The organism is Mesorhizobium onobrychidis (assembly GCF_024707545.1).
Classification (GTDB): Bacteria; Pseudomonadota; Alphaproteobacteria; order Rhizobiales; family Rhizobiaceae; genus Mesorhizobium; species Mesorhizobium onobrychidis.
In genome coordinates this window covers 1454469-1480887 of sequence record NZ_CP062229.1, presented here as the reverse complement: position 1 = coordinate 1480887, position 26419 = coordinate 1454469, and the positions used below count along the sequence as shown (strand labels likewise).

Below are 26419 nucleotides of genomic sequence, written 5' to 3'. Positions count from 1 at the left end.
CAACGTCTCCACGGGCGAAACGCCGCGTTTCGCCGGCAATCGATTTTGTTCGGGGGCGGTCTTAAAGCCTTTTCCAACCTTATGAAAGTTGGAAAACGACACGGACCGTAAGGTCGCTCAGCACAATCCTGCCTGCTTGAGCACGCGATAGGCCTGGAGCACATCGCGGAACCGGTCTTCCGAACCTCTGTCGCCGCCATTCGCATCGGGATGGTGGCGTTTCACCAGTTCCTTATAACGCGCCTTGATGTCCTTGCCAGTCGCCTTTGTATCAAGGCCAAGCGTTTCCAGCGCCTTGGCCTCAAGCGGCTTGGCTTTGCGCTCGCGGGCTTCGCGCGGATCCTTCGGACCTTTGAACAGGTCGAACGGATCGCGCATGCGGTTGTAATAGCCGGCGCGGCCGGAACGCTGCTGGGCGAAATCGGGCGAGGAGCGCGTCGAGGCGCCGTTGACGCCCATCTTCCATGTCGGCCGGTGGCCGGTCATCGCTTCCTTCTGAAAGCGGGCGATCTCGGTATCGGGGACACCGGAGAAATAATTGAAGCCCTTGTTGTACTCGCGCACATGATCGAAGCAGAACTGAAAATACTCGCCCTCCTTCATGCGTCCGACCGGCGCGCGATGGGTGCCGGCCTCCTTGCAACCGTCCCACTGGCAGATCGGCGAGCGCGACTTCAGCTCCGCATCCTTCTCCGGGCGGATGCGGATTTTCTCGAAATATTTGGGGTACGGTTTCATCTCACCCATTTATGGGCTGTTCGCCGGTGCGAAACAAGAATTGACATTTTCGCGATGATCGCCCTAACCGCTGAATCGCGGCATAAAGCGGGCGATCGGCGAATTTTGTCGCGGCGGCGGCACCGCGCGTCCTTCTGGACGCGCAAAGGGCACCGATTTTCGGGGGTCATGCGCGGGCCATATGTGGTGAAGGGAAGTACGAATGTCCATACAGTCAACGATGGAAGGCAAGTTGAAGAAGGCGTTCTCGCCGGAGCGACTGGTCATCATCAACGAAAGCCATCTGCATGCCGGCCATCACCATCAGGACTCCGATCATCACGGCACCTATGACGGCACCGGCGAGACGCATTTCCGCGTCCGCATCGTCTCCTCGGCCTTTGCCGGCATGAGCCGCATCGAGCGCCACCGCGCGGTCAACGCATTGCTGGCCGAGGAGCTGAAGGCTGGTGTCCACGCGCTGGCGATCGAGCCGGCCGCGCCGGACGAAAAGACGCGCTGGTAAGTTTCCAAGGCGGGTCGCGAATCCCGGTCAGATCAATGCTTCGATGAGAAACGGCCCGGGGCGGGACATGGCGCTGTCCAGCAGCGCGTCGAACCGCTCGCAAGTCTCGGCGCGGGCGGCTTCTACACCCATGCCATTTGCCAGCGAAACCCAGTCCAGCGCCGGTTGGTCGAGATCAAGCATGCGTCTGGCATTCTCGCCAACAGCATTCACGCCGACATTGCGCATTTCGCCATGCAGGATCGCGTAGGTTCGGTTCGAGAAAACGATCGTGACCACGTCGAGCTTTTCCCTTGCCTGCGTCCACAACCCCTGCACGGTATACATCCCGCTGCCATCCGCCTCCAGGTTGACGACCTTGCGGCCGGGACAGGCAATCGCCGCCCCGGTTGCCAGCGGGATGCCTCCACCTATCGATCCACCGGTGGTCATCATGTAGTCGTGCGGCGCTGCGAAGGCCGATAGGGCGAAGTAGCGTCGCGCCGAAGTGACGGCCTCGTCGCAGACGATGGCATTGGCGGGAAGTCTTCTCGCCACCAAAAGCGCCATTGCATCGTCGGTCAGCTTACCGCGCGGGGTTGACTCGTCGGGAAAGGCCGTGGCGATGGGAAGCTGCCGCGATGGCCTGACGCCAAGTTCCTCGCGAAGCGCCGCCAGCGCCGCCTTCAAATCCTCGCCGTGCGCGGCCAGCGTCAATACATCACAACCCTCACGGACGAGCCGTCCCGGCTTTCCCGGATATGCAAAGAAGGCCACCGGTTCCTTGGCGCCGACAAGGATCAGGACATCGATGTCGTCGAGCAAGGCCCGGGCGGCGTCGATCGGATAGGGGATGCGCACGGGCGCGACACGGCCACGGCCGCGCTCCATGCGCGCGATCAGAACCTCGCCAAACACGCGAACATCCATCGCCGCCGAGATCTGGCCGGCGATCTCGAGCGCATCGGCGCGCGCCGCGAGCCCACGCACGACGATGCCCGCGCGCCCTGGAGCGGCACGTATCGCTTCGGCAATCTTGCGGACAACACTCATGTCGACCGAAGGCGACAGGGGAAGCTCCACCGTGGCCAACGAGACCGGGCTGGCATCGCCCCAAGCCGCGTCCGCCGGCAGGATCAAGGTCGCGATGCCCGGAGGCATCAGCGAGGCGCGAAAAGCCGCTTGCGCGGCGGGCGCGATGTCGGCCGGACCCGCGATGCGACGGACCCAGTTCGACATCGGCGCCGCGAGGCTTTCGATGTCGCTGGTAAGCGGCGCGTCAAGTTCAAGATGATAAGAAGCATGATCGCCGACAATGTTGATCATCGGAATGCGGGCGCGCCGGGCATTGTGGATATTGGCCAATCCATTGGCCAGTCCAGGGCCGGTGTGGAGCAGCGTCGCGGCCGGCCGGTCGGTCATCCGGGCGTAACCGTCGGCAGCTCCCGTCACCACGCCCTCGAACAGGCCGAGCACACAGCGCATTTCGGGCTTGCGGTCGAGCGCCGCGACGAAATGCATTTCAGAGGTGCCGGGGTTAGCGAAGCAGACGTTCACGCCGTTCGCCAAAAGCACGTCGCACAGGACGTCGGCCCCATTCATGAACTTCTCCCTCGCATGTCGACCGAACGGCAATTGAGCTGGCATACGCCCCGAGAGCAATATCCCGCCGCCGACTTTGACATGATCCAGCTTGAAGGGCGGCCGCGATCGCGGTGGACATCGAAAAGCCAGGCGAAGCGATCGCCAGCGAAATCAGACGATCGTCGCCTTCAGGAAAATCATCACCGCTGCGGTCAGGGCATCGCCCTCCTCGCCGAAATCGCGATTGATCGACATGTGCGAATAGGCGCTGCCGTCGAACAGCGTGACCTCGGTCCCGGTGGCGCGCAAACGCTCGGCGAAGGCCCTGGAATCCTGTTCCCTCCCCTGTGCGCGCGAATAGGCGACAAAGGTCGGCGGATGTTTGCGGCTCCCGACATGGGTCGCAGGCGACAGTGCGCGCCACTGCGCCGGGTCGGGAAACGCCCGGGCATAGGCCGGTGTCATGCCGCCGCTCCTCGCAAGCGCTTCCAGGTCATAGGCCCTGGTGTCGTTCAGAACCAGCGCCGCGACACCGGGCAGACCGCCGCGCAGCCCGGTCAATGCGGCGAGATGGCAGCCGGCCGAATGCCCCATGACCGCTATCCGGTTCGGATCGCCGCCGTATCTGGCCATGTTGGCGCGCACGTAGCGATATGCCTGCTCGACATCGTCCGCCTGGGTGGCGACATCGGCCTTGGGCAGCATCCGGTAGTCGATCGAGACGAAGCAGAAGCCATTGTCGAGCAGGAAGGCCGGCTTGACGTTGACGTTGGTGCGGTTGCCGGCCCGCCAGGCACCGCCATGGATGAAAAGGACCACAGGCAGGGAGCTTGCGCCATCGCGCGTGTAGACGTCGAGCAGGGCCGGTCCGTAGTCGAAGGTTTGCGGAGACGGCGAGCGCCGGCGCGATGCCGCCGCAGCGCTGGCCGGCAACAAAGCCATCGACATCAAAAGCAGGGTTCGCCGATCGATCACCGTCATCTCCAGACAGCCCAGTCGAAAGTGCACGCCAGCGCGGCGAGCGTCCAGTCAAGGATTGGTTAGCCGGGACAGAACCTACCAGAACTAAATGTCGCCGGCCGGCCTGATCCTCAGCCTTGCGATCCGGTTCTTGTCGCGCTTCATGACGACGAAGCGCTTGCCGTGAAAGGTGAAAGCCTGCTTCTCGTCCGGAATCAGTTTCGTCTCGTGGATGACGAGACCGGCAATGGTGGTGGCTTCTTCGTCCGGCAGGTCCCAGTCGAGCGCCCGGTTCAGGTCGCGGATCGAGACAGTGCCGTCGACGACAACGGAGCCGTCGGCTTCCTGCTTGACGCCCTGCATGTCGATATCGTGCTCGTCGGCGATCTCGCCGACGATCTCCTCGATGATGTCCTCCAGCGTCACCAGCCCCTCGACCTCGCCATACTCGTCGACGACGACGGCGAAATGCGCCTTGCGACGCAGGAAGGCATTGAGCTGTTCCTGCAGTGTCGTGGTATCGGGCACGAACCACGGTTTTGAAGCGATCTTCATCACGTCGATCTTGGAAAAGTCGTTGCCGACATCGTTCAGCGCGCGCAGCAGGTCCTTGGCGTGCAGCACGCCGACGATGTTGTCGAGCGAGCCCTTCCACAAGGGCATGCGGGTATGCGGGCTCTGCAGGATCTCGCGCACCACGGCTTCCGGCGGATTGTCGGCATTGACCGACCGCATGTTGGTGCGGTGGACCATGACATCGGACACTTCGAGCTCGTCGAGATCGGACAGGCGGCCGATGCGGGCGCGATCCTCGCGCACCACCTGGCCGTCGCGCCGTGAATCGTCGACGGCGCCGCGCGCTTCATCATGGTTCGAATGCTGCGGCTCGATGCGCTGCAGTTCATAGCCGAAGGCGGCGAGCAGGCGCGCGCGAAAGGCGAAGGCGAGCAGGCCGAGCCCGGCCAGGACAGCAGCGACAACCCAGCCGGCCTCGTTCATCCCGGGCGGCTTTGCTGACCCGGGCGGCTCTTCTGCTGACTCGGGCTGCGTTTCGGCTGACCCGGGCGGCTTTCCTGCTGACCCGGATGGTTCTCCCTCAGAAACGACAGCACTTCCGACGCCGGCACATCCTTGGCGATGAACGCCTGGCCGATGCCGCGGGTCAGGATGAAGGTCAGCGCGCCGCGCGACACCTTCTTGTCCTGCGTGATGAAGGCAAGCAGCGCCTCGGCATCAGGCAATTCGCCCGGGATGTCGGCCATGCGCCAGGGCAGGCCAACCGCGCGAAGATGCGTCTCGACGCGCGCCGCATCGTCGGGACTTGCCAGATTGAGGCGTGACGAAAAACGATAAGCCAGCGCCATACCGATGGCGACCCCCTCGCCGTGCACGAGACGGGCGCTGTCATAGTGGGTGGCGGCCTCGAGCGCATGGCCGAACGTGTGGCCGAGATTGAGCAGCGCGCGGTCGCCGGTCTCGAACTCGTCGCGGGCGACGACATCGGCCTTGGCGCGGCAGGCTTCGGCGATGGCCTCGGCTCGCTCCGGGCCGCCGGCAAACACTTTGCCCCAGTTTTGCTCCAGCCAGGCGAAGAACTCGGGGCGGTCGATGAGCCCGTATTTGGCGAGTTCGGCGTAACCCGCCCTGAATTCCCGGATCGGCAGCGTGTCGAGCACTTCGGTATCGGCCAGCACCAGTTTCGGCTGGTGAAAGACGCCGACGAGGTTCTTGCCGCGCGCACTATTGATGCCGGTCTTGCCGCCAACGGAAGAGTCGACCTGCGCCAGCAGCGAAGTCGGGATCTGCACGAAATTCATGCCGCGGCGCACGATGCCGGCGGCAAAGCCGGCCAGGTCGCCGATGACACCGCCGCCGAGCGCGATGACGACATCGCCGCGCTCAAGCCTGGCTGCCAGCACGCCGTCCACCACCTCCTCTAGATGCGCAAAACTCTTGGTTTTTTCCCCAGCCGGCAGCGTGATGACGGCAGGCTGAATGCCGCCCTTTTCGAGGCCGGCCTTTAACGTATCGAGGTGGGCTGCGGCGACGTTGACGTCGGTGACCACGGCGGCGCGCGTGCCGGGCAGGCGGCGCGAAATCTCGCTGCCGGCGCGCAAAAGCAGGCCGGAGCCGATCATTATGTCATAGGCACGATCGCCGAGCCCGACTTCGACGGTGACGGTCGCATTGCTGCTCACGAGCGCACCTCGCCTGTCGCGGCTGCAACGCCGAAATACCCGCAAAGCGCGTTCACCACCTCGGCCGCAATGACCTCCTTGCGATCGTCGCGGGTCGGCACGGTGACATCTGCGGCTGCGTAGACCGGATAGCGCTCGGCCATCAACCGCTCGATCACGGCGCGCGGATCGGCGCTTTTCAGGAGCGGCCGGTTCTGCTTCTTGGAAACGCGGTCCATCAAGAGGTCGATCTCGGCCTTCAGCCATACCGACACGCCATGGCCGGCAATGGCCTCCCGCGTCTTCGCGCTCATGAAGGCGCCGCCGCCCGTCGACAGCACCTGCGGCCCGTGTTCCAGCACGCGCAGGATGACGCGCTGCTCCAGCGCCCGGAACTCGGTCTCGCCATAGCGTTCGAACAATTCGGGGACGCTCATGCGCGACACGCTTTCAATCTCCTGATCGCTGTCGATGAAAGGCAGTCCCAGGATCGCCGCCACCTTGCGGCCGATCGCCGTTTTGCCGGCGCCCATAAGGCCGACAAAGACGATGGAACGATTGCCCAGCCGGCCGAGCAGCGCGGCATGGCTCTCATCAGGAGGATTTGCTGGTAGCGCGTTCATGACACCATGATGTTTCTAAGCAGGTTCCGCAAAAGTGTCCCACGGTTTTGCGACAAGAACCTGCGACAAGCCAAAGAATCTAAGCAGGCATTCGTGGGCCAGCCCACGAATGCCTGCTTAGGCCCTCTTTGCCGGCGTATCGACATCAAAAGCCTGATTGCGTCAAGCGTGGCGCGGCCGCGCGTCGTCCGAGCTTCGCCCTTGAATTGGCCGGATTGGCGTCTCATAAGGGCACAGGGTTTGGAAACGCAGAACAAGCAGACGGGCGAAAATTGATGCCGACACTGTTCCGCTTTGTCGTGACGCTCACGATTCTGGCCGGCATTGTCTATGGCGCGATGTTCGCTCTGGCGATGTTCGTCGAGCCAAGAAAGGCCGAAATGAGCGTACGCATTCCTCCCGAAAAGCTGAATCCCCATAAAGACTGAATCAAGAAAAACTGACCCGAGAAATGAACAGCGCGGCTCGCATCGAAGCCTTTCTGGAAATGATGAGTGCCGAGCGCGGCGCTGCCGAAAACACGCTTTCCAGCTATCGCCGCGACCTCGAAGACGCTTCGGCCGGGATCGACGGCGGGCTCGCGGGTGCCGCCGCCGCCGATATCCGCAACTATCTCGACGAGATCGCCGCACGCGGCTTTGCCGCCACCTCGCAGGCGCGCAAACTGTCGGCGATCCGCCAGTTCTTCAAGTTCCTCTATGCTGAAGGCCTGCGCGGCGACGACCCGACCGGAACCCTGGACAGTCCGAAGAAAGGCCGGCCGCTGCCGAAGACGATGAGCGAGGCCGACACCGGCCGGCTGATCGACCGTGCGGCGCAGGAGGCAGCTGACGTCTCGCTGAACGATAGCGACAGCCTGGCGGCGTTGCGCCTGCATGCGCTGGTCGAGGTACTCTACGCCACCGGCCTGCGTGTTTCCGAACTGGTCGGCCTGCCGGTGACGGTGGCGCTGCGCGACGATCGTTTCTTCATGGTGCGCGGCAAGGGTGACAAGGAACGTATGGTGCCGCTGTCGGCAAAGGCGCGCACGGCGATGCGGGCCTGGCTCACTGCCCGGGCAACGGTGCCGGCCTTCGCAGATAGCCCGTTCCTGTTTCCGGCAGCAAGCGATAGCGGCTATCTCTCCAGGCAGGTCTTCGCGCGCGACCTGAAGGGCCTTGCCGCGCGGGCCGGCATCGCCTCGGCGAAAATATCGCCGCATGTGCTGCGCCATGCTTTCGCCAGCCATCTCCTGCAGAACGGCGCCGATCTCAGGGCCGTGCAGCAGTTGCTTGGCCATGCCGATATTTCAACGACGCAGATTTACACGCACGTGCTGGAGGAGCGGCTGGTGCGGCTGGTCAACGATCATCATCCGCTTGCCGACTAGGCGTCATATCGCTATGTGAGGACGACGTTCCACCGCCCGGAGCCTGTATTTCCTAGGTTCCGTCAGTCTTTGCCTCCCGGCTTATCGGTCCGCTCAAGAATGTACAATTACCTCGATTTCGAAAAGCCGGTTGCCGATCTCGAAGGCAAGATTGTCGAGCTGAAGAAGCTCGCCGAGAATGGCGAGGCGGTCGATGTCGGCGATGAGATCAGCCGTCTCGAGAAACGCGTGCGCGACGCATTGCGCGACACTTATAGGGCGCTGACCCCGTGGCAGAAGGTGCAGGTGGCGCGCCATCCGGACAGGCCGCATTGCGTCGACTTCATCAAGGGCCTGTTCAACGATTTCACCCCGCTTGCCGGCGACCGCAATTTCGGCGAGGACCAGGCGATCGTCGGCGGCTTCGCCCGCTTCCGCGGCGAGCCGGTAGCGATCATCGGCCAGGAAAAGGGTTCGGACACGGCCAGCCGGCTGAAGCATAATTTCGGCTCGGTGCGACCGGAGGGCTATCGCAAGGCGGTGCGGCTGATGGAACTCGCAGACCGCTTCAATATCCCGTTGCTGACGCTGGTCGACACGGCTGGCGCCTACCCCGGCGTCAATGCCGAGGAGCGCGGCCAGGCGGAAGCCATCGCCCGCTCGACCTCGGCCTGTCTCGGCCTGAAGGTGCCGTCGATCTCGGTGGTCATCGGCGAAGGCGGCTCGGGCGGCGCCATCGCGATCGCCACCGCCAACCGCGTCTATATGCTCGAACACGCCATCTATTCGGTGATCTCGCCGGAGGGCGCCGCCTCGATCCTGTGGCGCGACACCACCCGCTCGAAGGATGCGGCGACCAATATGAAGATCACCGCCCAGGACCTGCTGGAGCTGAAGATTATCGACGCCATCATTCCCGAACCGCTCGGCGGCGCCCATCGTGGCCCGGAGACGGTGATTGCCGCCACCGGCGATCTCATCGCCAAAACGATGAAGGAATTCTCCGGCGCCAACACCGATTTTCGTGAGCAGCGCCGCGAGAAATACCTGGCTATGGGGCGAAACCTCTAGACCATGATCCCAAAAAGTGGGTACCGGTTTTCGGAAAAGATCATGGTCAAACAAGAAGCTTCAGGCCGTCCGACTTCAATCGGACGGACCGCCAGACGGTTTCGGCGCCGCAATGTGGCGAGATTGAGCACCTTCGCCACAAAAATGCCGCTGCACTCGTTTCAATCAGATTGCCGTAAGGCCCGGCGCTTGCGGTAAGGAATTTTCAAGGTTAACGGGATTAGGGTTGGGCCTGACGGCGCTGATGCCTGCGGCCCGAAAGAAAAGACATAGCCATGTTTGCCAAGCTTGCCCGCACCGCACTTGTGATTGCCGCGTTAGGCGTCGCCGGCTGCAATGATTCTTCGATGAAGGATTTTGCCCCCCAGGCCAACAAGCCGCTGCCCGACAAGATCCTGGCCAGCATGAAGGCCAAGGGCATGACCCGCACCTCGCCGGTGATGGCCCGCATCTTCAAGGAAGAGGGCAAGCTCGAAATCTGGAAGGCCAAGACCAACGGCCGCTATGACTTGGTCGCCAGCTACGACATCTGCAAATGGTCGGGCAAGCTGGGTCCCAAATACACCGAAGGCGACCGCCAGGCGCCGGAGGGCTTCTATACGGTCCGTCCGGCGCAGATGAATCCGCGGTCGAGCTACCACCTTGCCTTCAACATCGGCTATCCCAACGCCTACGACCGAGCCAATGGCCGCACCGGTTCCCATCTGATGGTCCATGGCGCCTGCTCGTCGTCGGGCTGCTATTCGATGACCGACGCACAGATCGAGCAGATCTACGCCTTCGGCCGCGATGCCTTCCAGGGCGGGCAGACCGAGTTCCAGATCCAGGCCTTTCCGTTCCACATGACCGCCGCCAACATGGCGCGTTATCGCAAAGACCCGAACTACGAATTCTGGAAGATGCTGAAGGTCGGCTACGATAATTTCGAGATCACCAAAGTGCCGCCGAAGGTCGACGTCTGCCAGAAGCGCTATGTCTTCAACCAGGTCGCGGCTGACGGCGCGACCTTCGATCCGGCCGGCGCCTGCCCCGCGACGACGCAGCCGGATTCGCTGAAGAGCGCCTTCAATGCCTATCAGAGCACCTACGAAGCGGCTTTCAACGGCGCGGTCAAGGCCAGCGTGCCGGCGCCCAAGCCGACCATCGCCGGCATCAAGGAAGCCAGCATCGTCTCCGAGTGGTCGAAGAAGCGCGCCCGTGGCGAACGTGTGCCGATCGATCCGCCTTCATTCAACGCCGACGGCTCGGTGACCGAGACGGCGCGCATGGGCCGCATCGATTCGCCGGCGGGCCGCAAAATGGCCGCGCTCGACGCCGAGAAAGCCGCCAAGCAGAAGGCCGAGGAGCAAAGGCTTGCCGCGATAGAAGCAGCCAAGGCCGAGAAAGAGGCGGCCAAGGCTCAGGCTCTGGCCGAGAAGGAAGCTGCCAAGGCCGCCGCAGAAGCGCCTGTCGTCACCGCCACCGTAGCGCCATCGGAGGCCGCCCCGGCAGTCGAAACGCAGGCTGCGGACGCCGAAAGCACGGCGACAAGGTTGAAGAAGAAGCTGTTCGGCATGTTCGGCGGCTGAGGTTCATGCTTGAACAAGAAGATGGGGGCCAGGAAGACAGGCCCTCATCCAGCCCCGCCGCCATCTACGACCTCAAAGGCCTGAACTGCCCGTTGCCCGTGCTCAAGGCAAAAAAGCGGTTGGCCACAATGCAGCCGGGCAGCCGCCTGTGGCTCGAAACCACTGACCCCCTCGCCGTCATCGACATTCCCGCCTTCTGCGCCGAGAGCGGCCATCATCTGATCGAAACGGCAGCGATGTCAGGCGGCCATCGCTTCCTCGTCCAGCGCGGCGGCGGCTGAGTCTCGACTTAGCTCGTTCTGCCAGCTGTGCGCCGCCCCTCATCTGCCTGCCGGCATCTTCTCCCCGTTGAACGGGGAGAAGGGAACTGGCCGCAACCTTGGCGCTCTTTCTGCAACGTTGCTGATTGCCGAAAGCGTCGGTGAGGGCGCCCTTCTCCCCGTCACTATACGGGGAGAAGATGCCGGCAGGCAGATGAGGGGCAGTGCGGCGTTCGGAAATTGAAACTACCGCCCGGCGATGGCCAGCGGGTTGTTTTCCAGCGCTGCGCGGTCCGGTGTATCGATCGACGGCCGGTTGGTGAAGGCGGCAAACAGCCGGCGGACGTAATCTTCCGGCATGTCGAGCGTGATCAGCACCAGCCTTGTGCCGCGTTGACCGTCCGGCCAGGACGGCAGCCGCGCCGGCGGATGCAGGATCTTCTGCACGCCGTGGACGACCAGCGGCCGCGACGGGTCTTCCAACAATTCGATGATGCCCTTCATGCGCAACAGGCGCTCGCCATGCGCCGATCGCAACAGGTCGAGGAACATCTCGATCGCCGAAAACGGCACCGGCCCGTCATGAACCAACGAGTAGGCGCGCACGCGGGAATCGTGCCGATGATTGTGCTCATGGTCGCCGTGGTCATGATCGCCATGGTGATCATGGGCGGCTTCCTCGCCCAGCCAGCGCCGCACGTCGGCGGACTTGGTGGCCGGGTTGTAGAGGCCGCAATCGAACAGCGCCGCTACATCGGTTCTTCTGTCACCGGCATCGAGCAGCTCGGCACCCGGATTGATCTGCCGCAGCCGGGCCCGCAAGGCCTCGACGTCGCGCGGATCGGTGGCCAGATCGGCTTTCGTCAGCACGATGCGGTCGGCGACGGCCACCTGCTTCACCGCCTCGACATGGGCGTCCAGCGTCGCATTGCCGTTGACGACGTCGACCAGCGTGATGACGCCGTCGAGCCGGAAGGCATGGACCAGCGCCGGATGCGCCATGATCGACTGCAGCACCGGCGCCGGATCGGCGAGGCCGGTGGTTTCGATGACGACACGGGCAAGCCGGGCGATGCGGCCGGTCTGCAGCCGGTCGACGAGATCGGCCAGCGTGTCGACCAGTTCGCCGCGCACCGTGCAGCAGAGACAGCCGTCGGAAAGCTGGATTATGCCGTCAGAGGCCTGTTCGACCAGGAGATGGTCGATCGCCACCTCGCCGAACTCGTTGATGATGACCGCGGTATCGGCAAGCGCGGGATCCCTGAGCAGCCGGTTGAGCAGCGTCGTCTTGCCGGCGCCGAGAAAACCGGTCAGCACCGAGACGGCGATGGGAAAGCCGCTGCTCATCAGGCTAGTTCACGGCCTTGGCGGGCTCCTGGGCCGCAGTGGCGGAACCGATCACTGCCGGCTCGGCGCCGGGCGGCGGCGGCAGGTCAGGCCGCCAGTTCGGCAGCGGCACGTCTGCATATTCCAGGCCCGATGCATCGAGCATCGCCTTCGGCTTCGGCCCGGTGGCGCCGCCAAGGCCGACGGCGACCAATGTCGGCACATGGTCGAGCTTTTTCCGATAGGGAGATTTTGGCGCATTCTTATCGCCGACAGTGACAGATTCCGACTGCTCCTTAGCCGGCTTCTTCTTGCAAATCTCGTCATTCAAGTTGTTGACCGATGTGGTGTCGCCATAGGAAGGCAGCGCTGCCACCGTCAACCAGCCCGGTGTCGGCGTGGCAAAGCCGTGGTCGAGCAGCCTGGCGACGGTCTCGGCGCGGGTGACGGCCGACTTCTCGCCAAGCACCACCGCCACCAGCGTGCGCCCGTCGCGTGTTGCCGAGCCGATCATGTTGAAGCCCGAGGGACAGACGAAACCGGTCTTCATGCCGTCGGCGCCGGGATAGCGGCCGATCAGGAGATTGTAGTTCGGGATCTGCTTCTTGCCGACGGCCAGGCCCTCGATCGAGAACCATGGGGCATATTGCGGAAATTCAGTGCGGATCGCCATCACCAGCAAGCCGAGGTCGCGCGCCGTCGTATACTGGTCCGGCGAAAACAGCCCGTTCGGGTTGACGAAATGCGTTCCGGTCATGCCGAGCCGGCGCGCCTCGGTGTTCATGCGTTCGGCGAAAGCGACCTGCGAACCGCCGATGTTCTCGCCGACGGCCATGGCGACATCGTTGGCCGACTTGACCAACATTATCTTCAGCGCGTTGTCGAGCCGCATGACCGAACCCGGCTTGAAGCCCATCTTGCTCGGCGGCTCGCCGGCGGAACGCTTCGTGACCTTGATCGGCGAATCGAGCTGGACCTCGCCCGCGGCAATCGCGCGAAATGCCACATAGGCGGTCATCAGCTTGGTCAGCGAGGCAGGATACCAGCGCTTGAAAGCCTCCTGATGCTGGAGGATCTTGCCGTTCCCCAGTTCGAACACGATCGTCGGATTGGCAAGAGCCGGTCCGGCCAGCACCGGAAGCGCCACGGCGCCCGCCAGCAATAGTTTGAGGAAATGCCTGTACCGCATGGTGGAATCCGAAATCGCCTCTTGCCGCAGTCGCCTCTGGCTCCGTAAGATTTGTTACGCGATCGCCAGCATGGTGATCCGGCCCCTATCCGGATCGCAATCTTGCGGTGCTATTTAGCCTATGTGACGTCAAGATGGCAAAGTGCCTGAATGACAATTGTAAAACAGCAGGCACAATTTGCAAAGCAGCAGGCAGAGGCCCGTCTGCTCCAACAGCGAGATGGAACCATCATGCCGATCCTGAACCGCGCCGCCGAAATGCAAGACGAGGTCGCCGGCTGGCGCCGCCATCTGCACCAGACGCCGGAGCTGAATTTCGACGTCTTCAAGACCGCCGCCTTCGTCACCGACAAGCTGAAGGCCTTCGGTTGCGACGACGTGGTGACCGGGCTCGGCAAGACCGGCGTCGTCGGCATCATCCGCGGCCGCCTGGGCGAAGGCACGAGCATCGGCCTGCGCGCCGACATGGACGCGCTGCCGCTCAACGAGATCACCGGAAAACCCTACGCCTCGACCATTCCAGGCAAGATGCACGCCTGCGGCCATGACGGCCACACCGCGATGCTGCTCGGTGCTGCCAAATATCTTGCAGAGACGCGCAATTTCGCCGGCTCCGTCGCAGTGATCTTCCAGCCGGCCGAAGAAGGCGGCGGTGGCGGCAACGAGATGGTCAAGGACGGCATGATGGAGCGCTTCGGCATCTCCAAGGTATTCGGCATGCACAACATGCCGGGCCTGCCGGTCGGGCAATTCGCCATCAAGGCGGGCCCGATCATGGCGGCGACCGCCGAATTCACCATCACCGTCAAGGGCCGGGGCGGGCATGCGGCGATGCCGCACGGCACGATCGACCCGATCGTCATCACCAGCCAGCTCGTCGGCGCGCTGCAGACGATCGCCTCGCGCAGCACCGATCCGGTCGAGGCTGTCGTGGTGTCGGTGACGAAATTCCACGCCGGCGATGCCTACAATGTCATTCCCGAGAGCGCCGAGATCGCCGGCACCGTGCGCACGCTGAAGGGGGAGGTCGCCAGGAAGGCTGAGCAGCGCGTGCGCGCCATCTGCGAGGGCGTGGGTGCGGCCTTCGGCGCAACGATCGAGGTCGATTACAATGCCAATTATCCCGTCACCTTCAACCATCCGGAAGAGACGGTCTTTGCCAGCGACGTCGCCGCTGATGTCGCCGGCGAGGCCCATGTGCACCGCGCCATCCAGCCGGTGATGGGCGGCGAGGATTTCTCCTATATGCTGGAGGCGCGGCCCGGCGCCTTCATCTTCATCGGCAATGGCGACACCGCCGGTCTGCACAATCCGGCCTACGACTTCAACGACGAGGTCATCCCGCACGGCATGAGCTATTGGGTGAAGCTCGCGGAGACGGCGCTGGCCGCCTGATGCATGTCGCCCAAAAGCATGCCCTCGGGCCTGACCCGAGGGTGCGCAGCGGTTTTGCGATAACGACATGCATAAAACAAGAACTTAAAGCGCGCCGCATGATCCGTTCAAATGCGACGCGCTTTAATGCATGCCCCCACAAAGCCGACGCTCGGGCTTGCCCCCGAGGGTAGGCAGCCGACGCGACGCCCACGCATCTATCATGGGCGGTCATGTAGGGCAGAGGCGGCCGCAACCGGTGCGAAGAACCTATGCGAAAATCAATCGATGGTGCCTGGACCGCTATGGTCCGCTCTTCGGGTCGTCGACCTCCAGCGCCTCCATGACGGGCGCCGGATCACTCCCTTCGGCCGCAGCCTGCGGCTCTGCGCCTGCCCTGGCCTTGCTCAGGGCTTCCGCAATAGCCTCTTCAATGTCGCCGATCTCGTCTTCGCGCACCTCGTGCCCATAGCCGGCCGCGTCGGCATCCTGTTCGAATTGCTGAGCCAGGACCGCCACGCTCACCTCGCTTTCAGCGGGCAGGTCGCCGACGTTCTCCTGGAGCCAGGTTTCAAAGAACTCTTTCGTAGCACTCATGCGGCATCTCCTTCGGCACACTAAAGCGCGGCGGTGGTCCGAAGTTCCGCTATCCCAGCTCATCTTTGCGATCCACCGCAACCGACCGATTGCGTCAAGCCTGCCTCTTGGCGAAACGATCCGAAGCGGTTATGTGTCGGGCCGCGTGGTCCCGTAGCTCAGTAGGATAGAGCGGCAGATTCCTAATCTGTAGGTCACAGGTTCGATTCCTGTCGGGATCACCAATAAAATCAAGGCCGTTTCCACTGGCGCCACAGGATGCAGCGTAGTCTGCGCCGCAGCCAGCCATCGAGTTTCTCGAAGACCCCCTTCACTTGCGACAGCTGGGTGGCCGGACCTCAAACGGTTCGGCCAAGCCGCATTGGTTATTCGATGGTGGATCACAACGAAGGAACGCATCTCGACCTCTGGCAAAGGCGACCGCTGGCGACTGCCGATGATCTGGACGCCAGGAGTTGAAAAGTTCACGCCGATCAAAGACCCGCGGGTCGACAGTTAATAGGGAATAGCCGTTGGGCTGGCATTGGCGGGCTGATCCCGGCCGCTATCACTTCAGCAGCATGATCGCCGACGTATATCGGCGGATGACCGGAATGAGGGCAGCCCTTTGCAGGGGCGAAGCTTGCGCGCTAGTATCTGCAAAACGGGAGGGGACGAATGCCACGAATTGAGCGAGTAGAAACCAGCAAGCGCGGATTTCTAGCTATGACCGCAAGACACTCCGGCGACGTTCCCTCGACTGTGTGCGCAATGCCGTTGTGGGAGCACCACTTTGTTCATTGACTACTACGAACTCCTGGAAATCAGCCCGAACGCCAACTCGGAAACGATAGAACGGGTATTTCGTTATTTTGCTATGCGCTACCATCCCGACAATCAGGATACCGGCGATGCATCACGCTTCAGTGAAATCGCGGAGGCCCATAATACTCTCAAAGATCCGGTCAAACGCGTGCAGTACGACATTCAGTATAAAGACCATTTGAAACTTCGCCGCGAGTTGATTGAGGAAGTCAGCAACACTAAAGGAATCGAACGGGACGGCGTCATTCAGGCCAAACTGCTCTCGCTGCTTTATGTCAAACGTCGACAAGACGTCAACAATCCTGGCATTGGCGATGAAGAACTCGAACGCATGTCGGGCTGTCCGCGTGAACATCTGGAGTTTCATCTCTGGTATCTAAAAGCAAAAGGCTGGATAGGAAGGGTCGAAAACGGGATGTTCGCGATTACCGTAGAAGGCATCGATCGCGCCAATACCGAACATCGTCGTGACACCTCCACCAGACTACTGAATCATACAGGCTGAAGAATGGAAGCTCGCGTGCCAGTGCCCCTTGGATTAGCCCTTAGGAGCCCACCAGCGCGCGTTCCGGCTGGGCGCTCTCCTACGCCGCCGAAGCGCCTCGCGCACGCCGGCGCTTCTCGCTGGCCTGAATGAGGCGCTGCAAAGCCCTGGCCTGAGCTCCGGCGGGGAATCGCTCTATCGCCGCCAGCTTTTCCTCCTCGTGCGCAATCGGTAGACATCGGGCAAAGGCTGCCAGTCGGCCGGCTTCTTCCGCATACACCATTGAGGCTGGCGACATCCCCAGTACTCGATACCATCGATGGCGCTCTCGCCGGTGCCTTCCGCCCAGGGCGTCCAGCCGCGGCCTGGACGATCTGTCAGTACGCTGTCGCGCATTCAGACTCCGGGCGCTTCGAGCGCTCGGCTCCCATAGCTTTTCGTTGCTTGGCAGCGTTCATTTGCCGGCCGAGACGCTGATTGCACTCAAGGCAAGCGGCGGCCAGATTGGACCGCTCGTTCGTGCCGCCATCCATTTTGGGCTTCTTGTGCTCTAGGGTGGCTTGCTTCGGTCCGGTCTCGGTGAACGGTTCCTTGCAGTAGTAGCATTTCCCGCGTTGGATCTCGACCAGTTCGCTTCGGACTTTGGCTGAATTGAATTTCAGCTTCTTCTTCATGGGGGTTGGTTCCCTCCTTTTTTGGTAAAGGGACCACGACCTCGATCCAAGGTCAAGCCTTGCATTAGCAACCGCTTGACGAAGCCGCCGGCCCCGACGCATTCTCCCTTGGGGAGAGATGGCAATGGCCGATCTTCCATGGGGCAAAGCAAAGCCCCGCAACAGCATTCCATATGGCTGGATACTTGTCGCTGCCACGGGCGGCGCTGCAGCAGGCAATTACTTGTGGTCGAACTCATCCAATCTGGCGAATGCGGTAAGTGCATTCGTCTCGTCTGCTGGCTGTGACATCAAGGGCAATATTTCAATCAACCGGCGAGCGCATCTATCATGTCCCCGGCTGACGATGGACAACTGCGGCCATCTGTTTCCCCGGTCCGATGACGCCGCAGAATTGGCCAACGCCGAGGCGGCTCTGCTGCAGTGACTGCGACATCGGCCAGACAAAGCCTTGCGCTGCAGGGACTGTAGGAAGTTTCCTAATCTGTAGGTCACAGGTTCTGTCGGGGATCACCATGCTTTTCAATAAATAGCGCCAAAACATGAGCGGACGTGCCCTGTCGACGCCGCCATCACGATCGGGCACGTCACACAAATCCCCCACCCGGTAGCGTCTTCGTCCCGCCCTGTCGGGATCGCCTTATTTTCAGGCACTTAGAGGAGCCCCGCCGTACTCTTTCTGTGATTTAAGTACGGCGAACTTTCCGACTCAGCGGCCCGCTTCCGATCCCACCGCTGATCTCGCGACGCTGTCGGCCTTTCCGCGCTCATAAGCGCCAATCATTCTCACGGCAAAAATCGAAGCCACGCCAACCATTGCGCCAGCAAGCACATCAATCAGGTGATGCCCACCCTCGGGAAGGGTGGCGATGATCATCAGAGCATTCAAAACAGCTATTGGCCACATCAGCCAGCGATAGTCGCGAAGCGCATAGACGACTATTATACCGAGAGCTGTATGGTAGGACGGGAAGGTAACCAGTCCGTTGCTTCTGGTCATGATCAGATCGAACGGTTCGCCGGATCGCAGCGCCATCAAAGTCTCGTGATGCCACATGCCTGCCTGGGCGGTGAAATGGTTGAACTGTTCTGCAGTTGGCTTGAAGTACGCATAGGCCCCTTCAGCCGGTACGAGCGCCATTATTGCTCCAGCGAGCACTGATGAGACGGCTAGCATCGCGATGAACTGCAAGCTCCTGTCATTTCTGTTTGTGGCTATGTTCAACAATAGGACAAACGGCACCTGTGGTCCGAGCGCATGGTAGGCAACGATCAGCACAGGAGCTACCAGCTTGTTATTTGTGACGGAGAGGAACCAAAGCCAATCGAAGCCCATTCGGGCATCGATAGCGGCGAGCACCGGGTCGGCAAGCGGGCGCCCAGTCGCGCTGGCCACATGCATTAGAATAGTCGTGCAGATCAGCAGTGGGACAAAGGCTGCCGCGACAAGCACCAAGCTTCCAAGAAAATCGGATGCCCGGCGAACAAATTGGCCTGCCCGCGAGCGATCGTCCCGTAGGCGCCGCGTTACAAGCCACGAAACCAAACCAGCCAAGCAGATACATAGTGCCACTGCTCTAATGTCATGCCAGTTAAGTGGCGAAAAGCTGACAGTCGAATAGGGCAGCCACAGCAGGTCAACAGCCCCAAGCAGGCCTGAAGTGATCAACGTCGCGTAAAGGTAGTTCCTTGCGCCCGCGCCCATAATCCTCGCCGTAGTATTGGATGAATTTACCCACCGTGTTTTGAGATGCGACATAAGCTATCGCGGGTCAGGCGCCGGCAAAGATGCGCCAGCGAAACGAGGCAAGAGCATCGGAACGCGCTGAGCGTATTCATGATATTCGGGAAACGTCGCTCGCAAGACCCTCTCCTCGTTGATTATCCGCCGATATTGAAAAGCGAGGGCGATCGCGCAGATTGCGACCGTCGCCCACGTCGGATTACCGAAAAGAATGCCGAGCAGGACGATCGCTTCGCAGGCGTAGAGCGGGTGCCGCACGATTTGATAGGGGCCTGCGGTGACGAGCCGTCTGGCCTGAGCAGCGATGCTGAACGATCTGCCGAGCCACCATAGGCACCAAACGCAAAGCGCGAAGCCGACGATGGTAATCAGGTTGGCAGTGAGCTCAATCTGCGGAAGTATCTCGACTCGAGGGACAGCAATCAAAGTTACGGTGGCAAAGCATCCGATCAGCGCCGAGATTCGGGGTTCAAGCCCCTGCGCTGTCTTCAGCGGCGGAAGACGCGCCACTGTCGTTGCAACAACGAGAACGAGGAAGCCGAGAGCGGCAACGTCTGCCACGACCCCGATAATTCGCGCTGTTGGCCATTCTGCGCCGCGAAGAGCTGTAACCAATGCTCCAGCCTTCAAAGTCGCGCAGACCGTGAAGTAGAGTACCATTATTGCGCGCCCGATGAAATCACGCGTCGCCGCTGGTGGGAGCTTCATGGAATTTACCCTTTGGAATAAATGGATAGGCGAGTTGCTCGACGTAAGTTGGTGGAATGGGATCATCGATCGCTATAACGCTCCGGCACCGCTTTGCCAGCAGGTACATCGTTCCAAAGGGCGCGTCGGCTTTCCTGAGGATCGTTTGACCTGGCCTTAGAGCAAACAGGCGCTTGATCGGAACGAAGATCAGAACCGCAATCAAAAGCGCTTTGAGATTGAGAATGTCCATACCGCGCCCCGCCGGCAAGACCCAATCCAAGCACTTCGCCGATTTGAGCGCAAGTTAATGGTTTCCAGAAGGTTAATTGGGAAGGTGATTTGCGCGCCACCAGTGTCAGATCGAGAAGCCGCCTAGAGCCGTCAAGTTGCTATAGACCTGAAACGCTATCGTGCAGATCGCTGCGAGCGAGATCGGCACGCCAAACGGCACGACGCCTTTGCGGTCCAGGTGCTGAACGTAGAGGCGGAAGACTCCCGCGGGCAGCATGAACGGATTTTTCACGATCAACGCCGTGGCGAGGGCGAAAACCAGCAGGAGCACGGAGAACACCAGGAGGCCGCTGCCGCCGATCAGCAACGGCACCACCGCCATCAGCTTGACGTCGCCGGCGCCGATCTTGCGCATGGCCCAGAACGGAAACAGCGCAACAAACAGCAAAAGACCGGCAAGCGCGCTCAGGCCCATGTCCCACCACGACCCGGATTGAACCGACAGGAGCTGCAGCGAGCCCAAACCCAGGCAAAGCAGCAGCAGCACATTCTGGTTGGATATCTTCTGGGTGGTGAAGTCGCGCCAGGCGATCCTTGCCAGCAAAGGAATGGCTAGTCCCTTCAGCAGCAGCGATGCGGCGAGCAGCATGCTATCGCCTACCGCTCGAGATTCTTCACGCTGGACGACAGGAGCTGCAGATTGTTGGCCACGGTCGGATCGTTGGGCGCCAGCTCATAAGCCTTGAGGAAATTGCTGCGCGCGTCCTGCAGCTTGCCGCGCAGCAGATAGGAATAGCCGACATTGTTGTAATATTCGGGCGTCCCGCCGACCAGCCGGAAGGCTCGGGCGTAGGCCAGGTCGGAGAGGTCGAAGCGGCGGATGCGATCGCTGCAGGCGGCCAGGCCCATCCAGGCACCACCATCATTGGGCGCCAGTTGCGTCGCCTTGTAGAACAGGGCGCCGGCATTGCCGTAGTTTTCCGCACGGAACTGGTTCTTGGCTTCGGCGACGGCCTGGTCCGAGGCATAGTATTCGACGTCGCTGACCGTCTTCAGCCCGTCGAAGGTATCGCCAAAGGCTGTCACGTCACCTTTTGAGGGCTCATTGGTACGGACGACGCCGCTGGTATCAGCCGTCTGACAGCCGGAAAGCACGATAAGCAGCAGGCTGGCGACGGCTGCGCGGCGCATTGGCCCTGTCATTTTGTCCCTCAAAAGAGTTCCCCCGACTCTGTATTTCGACCAAAGCATATACCTGCCTAGAAGAAAATGCCTTTCATTCGGATGATAACAGGCAGCATGACGACCATCATCACCACCGGAAAGATGCACAGCCCCAATGGAATCATCATCTTGACCGGCAAAGAGTTGGCGCGTTCCTCGGCGCGAAGGATTCTCTGTCCACGCATTTCGTCGCTGTAGACGCGCAGGGCTTCTGTCAAACTTGTACCGAGTTCTTCCGACTGACGAAACAGCACAGCCAGCGCCCGCGCCTCGTCAAGGCCGATTCGGTCAGCGAGTTCGCGCAGCGCCTCGCGCAGCGGCTTGCCGGCGCGCAACTGCAGAGTCATGATCGAAAGCTGGATACCGAGCCATTTATGGGTGCCGGCCAGTTCGTTGCTGACGCGCTCGACGGCCGCCTCCAGGCTCATGCCCGCGTCGGCGCAGGTAATCATCATATCCATGAAATCCGGAAAGCCGCGACGATAGATCTGCTTTTGCCCATTCTCGAACCGGTCGAGCGCGATGCTGGGTATGACAATGCATGCAAGCCCAAGCAAGGCTGAACCTCCAAAAGCGACAAGACTGGGCAATTGGGGTGGTAAGATCTGGGATAGGAGTGCATAGGTCGCAACAAAACCGACGCAGACTGCGCCGAGCCGAGACAGAGTATAAATGAGCGGCGCGCTTGGCTGGTAGAAGCCGGCGCGAAAGAGCTTCGCGTCCAGCGCGCTGGGCTCGTCCCGTTCCTTTTTGAGCGATCGAAAATACGCCTCGACCGGCCGCTGCGCCGAGATCCTGGCCAATTCTTCCTGTCCGACGAGCGAACGTCGGTTGGGAATACCGTCTGCCAACAGGCTTTGCGCAACCCGCTTCCTCGTCTGCAGCGCCGGCGTGAAGACAAACGCTCCCAACAGGAATAGCGCCACCGCCGCCAGGAAAACGGCGATTGAGACCAAAAGGCTCAGATCCTGGGTATTCGAAAACAGGTTTATGGCTGGCTCCCGTCAAAAATCGAAATTGACCATGCGATACATGATGAAGTCGCCCAGCAGAGCCCATAGTCCGAAAATCAAAAACACAGGCATGATCAGCGGATTGCCCCATACATCGCCATAGTAGCTCGGAGCGATGCCCATGAGGATGCCGAACATGAAGAGCGGAAACAATGAAATGATCCACCCCGACATTCGCCCCTCGGCCGAGAGCGCCTTGATCTTCAATCTGAGTTTCTGCCGTTCGCGCAGCACCGATGCGAGGTTCGACAGTATCTCGGTCAAATTGCCGCCGGTCTTGGCCTGAATCGACAGCGACACAGACAGCAGTTGAAGGCCCTCGAAGCCAACGCGTTGCGAGAGTTTCCGCACCGCGTTTTCAAGACTAAGGCCAAAGGTGATTTCGTCGGAAACGATGCCGAATTCGGTGCCGAGTGGATCAGGCATTTCACGGGCGACAAGACCTATCGCCACGGAAGTTGGATGACCGGCGCGCAGCGAACGCACGATCATGTCGAGTGCATCCGGCAATTGCTTCGCGAATTTCTGGATTCGCTTGGCACGGGCGCGGCGGAGAACCAGAAACGGCAGGGCGAATCCGATGAGAAGAAAGACGATGCACGAAACCACGGCGGAGAAGTGTAGCAGGAACGAAAATACCAGTGCCAGTACTAGCCCAGCGAGAATAAATATCGCGACAAACGACAGCGGATTCCCGGTAATGCCGGATTGGGTGTATAGCCTGTTCAGCCCGACCGCATTGAAAAGAAAATCGCCCGAGCCGGTAAGCCCACGTTCTCGCAGCAATCCCTGCAAGGTCTGTTCGGCCGGAACCTCATCAGCGAGCCGCTTCAGCCGACGATTGATCGTGCTGACCGTTGAGCGGCGCTTGGAGTACGTCATGTACAGAGCTTCGGCCGCGAGAATAACCGACGCCGCCGCCATCACATAGATGAGGTAAAGTAATGTCTGGCCAGACGGCATCAAAGCGGAACCTGCGGATTGAACGCGTCTTTGGCGAAGTGGTGGCCGAGCGTCGCCGCTTCCTGGGCAAAGCGCGGCCGGACGCCGGTGGCGCGAAATTCACCGACGATCTGACCCTCCGCATTCACATCGCGGCGAACGAAATGGTAAAGTTCCTGAAGCTGGACGACATTGCCTTCCATCCCGGTCAGCTCCGATATGGAGACGACCCGCCTGCCGCCGTCCGCAAGACGCTGCGTCTGCACGATGATGTCGATGGCCGACGCAATCTGCGCTCGGATGGACTCGTGGGTCATCGGCATGCCGGCCATGCCGACCATCTGCTCCAGCCGCGATATTGCATCGCGCGGTGTGTTGGCATGAATGGTGGTCATCGAACCTTCATGGCCGGTGTTCATCGCCTGCAGCATGTCGAAGGCTTCCTCGCCGCGGACCTCGCCGACGATGATGCGGTCCGGCCGCATGCGCAACGCATTCTTGAGCAGTTCGCGCTGGCGGACCTCGCCCTTGCCCTCGACATTGGGCGGACGCGTCTCCAGCCGGCCGACATGCGGCTGCTGCAATTGCAGTTCCGCGGCGTCTTCGATGGTGATCAGGCGCTCCCGGGACGGGATGTAGCTCGACAGGGCGTTGAGCAAGGTCGTCTTGCCACTGCCGGTGCCGCCTGAAACCAGGATCGACTTGCGTGCCTGCACCGCGATCCGCAGAAGGTCGATCATCGGCTGGCGGATCGAATTGAACGCCATCAGGCGTTCGAGCGAATAGGGGTTTTTGGAAAATTTGCGGATAGACACCAGCGGGCCATCCACCGAGATCGGCCGCACTGCGATGTTGACGCGCGAACCATCTTCCAGCCGCGCATCCACCATCGGCGCCGATTCGTCGACGCGTCGGCCGATCGCCGAGACGATCTTGTTGATGACACGCAGCAGATGTGCCTCGTCGCGGAAACGGATCGAGGTTTCCTCGATCACGCCGCGCCGCTCGATGAAAACGCGATTGTGCGTGTTGATCAGTATGTCGGAAATTGAATCGTCTTTCAGCAGCGGCTCGATCGGCCCCAGGCCGAGCATCTCGTCGGCGGTGTCGCTGGTCAATTGATCGAGCTCGCGAGCATTCAGCGGCACGTTGCGAGCGCGGACAAATTCCCGCACGATCGGCCGGATCTCATTCAAGATTTCATCCTTGGACGCGTTTTCAAGGGCGGTCAGGTTGAAGCGATCAATGAGGTGGCGGTGGAGCTCGACCTTGAGCGTCAGGAAATCGTTACCATGCGGTTCAAAGTCGACAACAGGTGAAAGCGTCGGGGTGGCGGGCAAAACCGCCATCGGCTCGAGCTTTGGCTCGACTCGCAACTCGCTTGGCCCTTTGGTGAACCGCCCCAGCATATCGCGTTATACTCCCCCGTAGAATCCGTCGCCATGGAAACTAAACGTTAACCACGCAGGGCACAAGCGCCAGCCGCGCACCATGCAATTTAATACTTCAGACATAGTTAAGATCAAGCATCAGAAAACGCGACGCTTATTTGGTCAGTAGCGCTGTCCTGATGGAACACGAGCACTCGCCTTTCAATGCCAGATGCTTTTTTTGTCACAAAGGCGCCATGGAACCCACGCAAACCCTTAAGATATAAAGGAATATGCACTACCGCTAATGCTGCCCCACTTCTGCCATACCCACGGCCAAATTATGAACGAATGGTTAAGATGGTTGAAAAACGAGCCGAATCAATGTTTTGGTCCGCTTCAGGTCGCAAATATTCTTGCCCGGCAATGTATAGGAAAGTTAAGAAACCCTTAATCCCGTTTGACTCTGATTTTCGTCGGGACTTAGATCGAGATGACGGGGGATGCTTGGGTATGGATTTCATCCTTGGCTCGTCTCGTCGGGTTCAAACCTCCAATGGAGAAATTGGCATGAAGAAGCTCATGACGATGACCCGGCAGTTCCGCGACGACGAAAACGGCGCTGCTATGGTCGAATATACCATCTTGCTCGGCATCATCACTATCGCAGTGATTGCGTCGATTGTTGTCGTCGGCACTTGGGTCGGTGCCCGGTGGACATCGCTATCGACGACGTTGACTGCCAACCCGTGATACGGGTCGCTGTCATCGACGCCGCGGATATCCGTGGCGTCGATGATCAAGAATAATACAGCAAGCTGTGCAAACGCAGTCGGGTGGGGCAAGAAATGCGCGCAAACACTGTCATCATGATCGTTCTCGCCGGCGTGTTCGGCGTGGTGGCGGTCGTGCTCGCCAATATTTGGCTGGCTAGCCAGCGCAGTGCAATGGCGCGGCCCGATGATGTTCAGCACGACACGGTTGTGGTGGCCGCGATGCCGTTGAAGTTCGGCGACACGCTGTCGGCGGACAAGGTGCGCGAAGTCGCCTGGCCCTCAGGCGCGGTCCCGACCGGAGCTTTCAAGACAACAAAAGATCTGCTGGCCGGCGATGGCACGAAGCAGGCGCTGCAAGCGATCGGCACTAACGAGCCCGTTCTCGCAACCAAGATCACCGGTCCCGGCCAGCGCGCCACGCTTTCGGCGGTGCTCGGCGAAGGCATGAAGGCCGTTTCTATCAGGGTCAACGACGTGCTCGGCGTCGCCGGGTTCGTTTTCCCCGGCGACCGGGTCGATGTGCTGCTGACGCGCAAGGTGCGCACCGGCCAAGGGGCGGACCAGAGTTTTGTCGACGTGCTTTTGCAGAGCATGAAGGTGCTCGCCGTCGACCAGGTCGCCGATGAAAGCACCGAGAACCCGACGGTCGTCAAAGCGGTCACGCTCGAGGTCAGCACCAAAGACGCCCAGAAGCTTACCTTGGCCGCCGACGCTGGCCAACTGTCACTGGCGCTTCGCCAGGCTGCCGCCAGCAAGGGCGAGACGACCGAACGCATTACGCTTTCAGACCTGACCGGTGACACGCCGGCCGATGTTGCCGCCAGGCAGGCCGAACTCGCCAAGCAGGCAATAGCCGAGGCTGAGGCCGCAGCCGAGCGCAAGCGCGCCGACGACAAGATCAATGGGCTCACCCAGGCCGTGGAACGGGTGGGAAGCAGGCTCGACCTGTTGAGCAAGGCAAAACCTGTTCCGGCAGTGGTCTCAGCACCCCAGGTGCAAGAAGTGGTTAAGGAAGTGATCAAATATGTGCAGCCGGAGCCGCCGGCGCGTGCGACAATCGGCGTCTTCAGGGGTGTGAAGCTTGAATCTTACGACGTGCCGCGACAAAAGTGACACCCGGCTGTTAGGATAAGGGGCGTCCGAATCAGCCGGCAAAGGGGGGTAGCGT

General features: G+C 61.1%; 30 protein-coding genes and 1 tRNA gene. 12 read left to right on the top strand and 19 right to left on the bottom strand.

Annotation, left to right across the window (positions count from 1 at the left end; all coding sequences use genetic code 11):
- Positions 1-117 precede the first annotated feature (117 nt).
- Positions 118-747, bottom strand: a complete 630-nt coding sequence (locus tag IHQ72_RS07265) for a J domain-containing protein (protein ID WP_036262308.1) — start codon at positions 745-747, stop codon at positions 118-120.
- A gap of 193 nt (positions 748-940) precedes the next feature.
- Here IHQ72_RS07265 and IHQ72_RS07260 point away from each other — a divergent pair, with 193 nt between their 5' ends.
- A complete protein-coding gene (locus IHQ72_RS07260) occupies positions 941-1243 on the top strand; it encodes a BolA family protein (RefSeq protein WP_258121815.1) in 303 nt (100 codons plus the stop codon).
- A 27-nt stretch (positions 1244-1270) separates the two neighbouring features.
- Here IHQ72_RS07260 and IHQ72_RS07255 read toward each other — a convergent pair whose 3' ends face one another.
- The 5 genes from IHQ72_RS07255 to IHQ72_RS07235 form a co-directional block, all read right to left on the bottom strand.
- Positions 1271-2824, bottom strand: coding sequence for an acetolactate synthase large subunit (locus tag IHQ72_RS07255; RefSeq protein WP_258121814.1), 1554 nt, complete (start codon positions 2822-2824; stop codon positions 1271-1273).
- Positions 2825-2977: 153 nt separating this feature from the next.
- The gene (locus IHQ72_RS07250; protein WP_258121813.1) at positions 2978-3781 is read right to left on the bottom strand and encodes an alpha/beta hydrolase; all 804 of its coding nucleotides are present in this window, start codon (positions 3779-3781) and stop codon (positions 2978-2980) included.
- A gap of 90 nt (positions 3782-3871) precedes the next feature.
- Positions 3872-4765, bottom strand: coding sequence for an HlyC/CorC family transporter (locus IHQ72_RS07245; protein WP_258121812.1), 894 nt, complete (start codon positions 4763-4765; stop codon positions 3872-3874).
- Positions 4762-5904 carry a 3-dehydroquinate synthase gene (aroB, locus tag IHQ72_RS07240; RefSeq protein ID WP_374120385.1) on the bottom strand — a complete coding sequence of 381 codons (1143 nt, stop codon included), beginning with the start codon at positions 5902-5904 and terminating at the stop codon, positions 4762-4764. The genes IHQ72_RS07245 and aroB overlap by 4 nt, the downstream gene beginning before the upstream one ends.
- A gap of 56 nt (positions 5905-5960) precedes the next feature.
- Positions 5961-6566 carry a shikimate kinase gene (locus IHQ72_RS07235; protein WP_258121810.1) on the bottom strand — a complete coding sequence of 202 codons (606 nt, stop codon included), beginning with the start codon at positions 6564-6566 and terminating at the stop codon, positions 5961-5963.
- 275 nt (positions 6567-6841) lie between these two features.
- Between IHQ72_RS07235 and IHQ72_RS07230 the strand changes: the two genes are divergently transcribed.
- The 5 genes from IHQ72_RS07230 (at position 6842) to IHQ72_RS07210 (ending at position 10834) form a co-directional block, all read left to right on the top strand.
- Positions 6842-6994 (top strand): histidine kinase, encoded by a 153-nt coding sequence (locus IHQ72_RS07230; protein ID WP_258121809.1) that lies wholly within the window; start codon positions 6842-6844, stop codon positions 6992-6994.
- 23 nt (positions 6995-7017) lie between these two features.
- The gene (locus IHQ72_RS07225) at positions 7018-7935 is read left to right on the top strand and encodes a site-specific tyrosine recombinase XerD (RefSeq protein WP_258121808.1); all 918 of its coding nucleotides are present in this window, start codon (positions 7018-7020) and stop codon (positions 7933-7935) included.
- A gap of 99 nt (positions 7936-8034) precedes the next feature.
- Complete coding sequence (locus IHQ72_RS07220) at positions 8035-8985, top strand: acetyl-CoA carboxylase carboxyltransferase subunit alpha (protein ID WP_258121807.1); 951 nt, start codon at positions 8035-8037, stop codon at positions 8983-8985.
- 275 nt (positions 8986-9260) lie between these two features.
- Entirely contained in the window at positions 9261-10553 is a 1293-nt protein-coding gene (locus IHQ72_RS07215) for a L,D-transpeptidase family protein (RefSeq protein ID WP_258121806.1), read from the top strand.
- A 5-nt stretch (positions 10554-10558) separates the two neighbouring features.
- A complete protein-coding gene (locus IHQ72_RS07210; RefSeq protein WP_258121805.1) occupies positions 10559-10834 on the top strand; it encodes a sulfurtransferase TusA family protein in 276 nt (91 codons plus the stop codon).
- A gap of 225 nt (positions 10835-11059) precedes the next feature.
- Here IHQ72_RS07210 and IHQ72_RS07205 read toward each other — a convergent pair whose 3' ends face one another.
- Both IHQ72_RS07205 and IHQ72_RS07200 read right to left on the bottom strand, forming a co-directional pair.
- Positions 11060-12160 carry a CobW family GTP-binding protein gene (locus tag IHQ72_RS07205; protein WP_258121804.1) on the bottom strand — a complete coding sequence of 367 codons (1101 nt, stop codon included), beginning with the start codon at positions 12158-12160 and terminating at the stop codon, positions 11060-11062.
- A 4-nt stretch (positions 12161-12164) separates the two neighbouring features.
- Positions 12165-13328: a D-alanyl-D-alanine carboxypeptidase family protein gene (locus tag IHQ72_RS07200; protein WP_258121803.1), complete on the bottom strand. Its 1164-nt coding sequence runs from the start codon at positions 13326-13328 to the stop codon at positions 12165-12167.
- Positions 13329-13559: 231 nt separating this feature from the next.
- Here IHQ72_RS07200 and IHQ72_RS07195 point away from each other — a divergent pair, with 231 nt between their 5' ends.
- On the top strand, positions 13560-14723 hold the full coding sequence (locus IHQ72_RS07195) for a M20 aminoacylase family protein (RefSeq protein WP_258121802.1): 1164 nt from the start codon (positions 13560-13562) through the stop codon (positions 14721-14723).
- Positions 14724-15005: 282 nt separating this feature from the next.
- Here the strand turns inward: IHQ72_RS07195 and IHQ72_RS07190 are convergent, their stop codons facing one another.
- Positions 15006-15299, bottom strand: coding sequence for a hypothetical protein (locus tag IHQ72_RS07190; protein ID WP_258121801.1), 294 nt, complete (start codon positions 15297-15299; stop codon positions 15006-15008).
- Between the two features lie 147 nt (positions 15300-15446).
- Here IHQ72_RS07190 and IHQ72_RS07185 point away from each other — a divergent pair.
- Positions 15447-15523: transfer RNA gene (locus IHQ72_RS07185), tRNA-Arg, on the top strand.
- A 6-nt stretch (positions 15524-15529) separates the two neighbouring features.
- On the opposite strand, the gene IHQ72_RS07180 is transcribed toward IHQ72_RS07185, so the two are convergent.
- Positions 15530-15613, bottom strand: a complete 84-nt coding sequence (locus IHQ72_RS07180; protein WP_258123767.1) for a group II intron maturase-specific domain-containing protein — start codon at positions 15611-15613, stop codon at positions 15530-15532.
- A gap of 458 nt (positions 15614-16071) precedes the next feature.
- Between IHQ72_RS07180 and IHQ72_RS07175 the strand changes: the two genes are divergently transcribed.
- Positions 16072-16608 carry a DnaJ domain-containing protein gene (locus IHQ72_RS07175; protein ID WP_258121800.1) on the top strand — a complete coding sequence of 179 codons (537 nt, stop codon included), beginning with the start codon at positions 16072-16074 and terminating at the stop codon, positions 16606-16608.
- Between the two features lie 356 nt (positions 16609-16964).
- Here the strand turns inward: IHQ72_RS07175 and IHQ72_RS07170 are convergent, their stop codons facing one another.
- Positions 16965-17261, bottom strand: coding sequence for an HNH endonuclease (locus tag IHQ72_RS07170; protein WP_258121799.1), 297 nt, complete (start codon positions 17259-17261; stop codon positions 16965-16967).
- 124 nt (positions 17262-17385) lie between these two features.
- Here IHQ72_RS07170 and IHQ72_RS07165 point away from each other — a divergent pair, with 124 nt between their 5' ends.
- Positions 17386-17688: a hypothetical protein gene (locus tag IHQ72_RS07165; RefSeq protein WP_258121798.1), complete on the top strand. Its 303-nt coding sequence runs from the start codon at positions 17386-17388 to the stop codon at positions 17686-17688.
- A 282-nt stretch (positions 17689-17970) separates the two neighbouring features.
- Here IHQ72_RS07165 and IHQ72_RS07160 read toward each other — a convergent pair whose 3' ends face one another.
- From IHQ72_RS07160 to IHQ72_RS07125, 8 genes are all read right to left on the bottom strand, one after another.
- Complete coding sequence (locus IHQ72_RS07160) at positions 17971-18966, bottom strand: phosphatase PAP2 family protein (RefSeq protein WP_258121797.1); 996 nt, start codon at positions 18964-18966, stop codon at positions 17971-17973.
- A gap of 57 nt (positions 18967-19023) precedes the next feature.
- Positions 19024-19665: a methyltransferase family protein gene (locus IHQ72_RS07155; RefSeq protein ID WP_258121796.1), complete on the bottom strand. Its 642-nt coding sequence runs from the start codon at positions 19663-19665 to the stop codon at positions 19024-19026.
- Between the two features lie 19 nt (positions 19666-19684).
- Positions 19685-19945 (bottom strand): hypothetical protein, encoded by a 261-nt coding sequence (locus IHQ72_RS07150; RefSeq protein WP_258121795.1) that lies wholly within the window; start codon positions 19943-19945, stop codon positions 19685-19687.
- A 105-nt stretch (positions 19946-20050) separates the two neighbouring features.
- On the bottom strand, positions 20051-20575 hold the full coding sequence (locus IHQ72_RS07145) for a prepilin peptidase (protein ID WP_258121794.1): 525 nt from the start codon (positions 20573-20575) through the stop codon (positions 20051-20053).
- Between the two features lie 8 nt (positions 20576-20583).
- Positions 20584-21129, bottom strand: coding sequence for a tetratricopeptide repeat protein (locus IHQ72_RS07140; RefSeq protein ID WP_374120336.1), 546 nt, complete (start codon positions 21127-21129; stop codon positions 20584-20586).
- A gap of 56 nt (positions 21130-21185) precedes the next feature.
- On the bottom strand, positions 21186-22136 hold the full coding sequence (locus tag IHQ72_RS07135; RefSeq protein WP_258123766.1) for a type II secretion system F family protein: 951 nt from the start codon (positions 22134-22136) through the stop codon (positions 21186-21188).
- 18 nt (positions 22137-22154) lie between these two features.
- Positions 22155-23126, bottom strand: coding sequence for a type II secretion system F family protein (locus IHQ72_RS07130; RefSeq protein WP_258121792.1), 972 nt, complete (start codon positions 23124-23126; stop codon positions 22155-22157).
- On the bottom strand, positions 23126-24514 hold the full coding sequence (locus IHQ72_RS07125) for a TadA family conjugal transfer-associated ATPase (protein ID WP_258121791.1): 1389 nt from the start codon (positions 24512-24514) through the stop codon (positions 23126-23128). The genes IHQ72_RS07130 and IHQ72_RS07125 overlap by 1 nt, the downstream gene beginning before the upstream one ends.
- Positions 24515-25045: 531 nt before the next feature.
- On the opposite strand from IHQ72_RS07125, the gene IHQ72_RS07120 reads away from it, so the two are divergent.
- Both IHQ72_RS07120 and cpaB read left to right on the top strand, forming a co-directional pair.
- Positions 25046-25228, top strand: a complete 183-nt coding sequence (locus tag IHQ72_RS07120) for a Flp family type IVb pilin (protein ID WP_258121790.1) — start codon at positions 25046-25048, stop codon at positions 25226-25228.
- A gap of 95 nt (positions 25229-25323) precedes the next feature.
- Complete coding sequence (cpaB, locus tag IHQ72_RS07115; protein WP_258121789.1) at positions 25324-26364, top strand: Flp pilus assembly protein CpaB; 1041 nt, start codon at positions 25324-25326, stop codon at positions 26362-26364.
- The last annotated feature ends 55 nt before the right edge of the window (positions 26365-26419 follow it).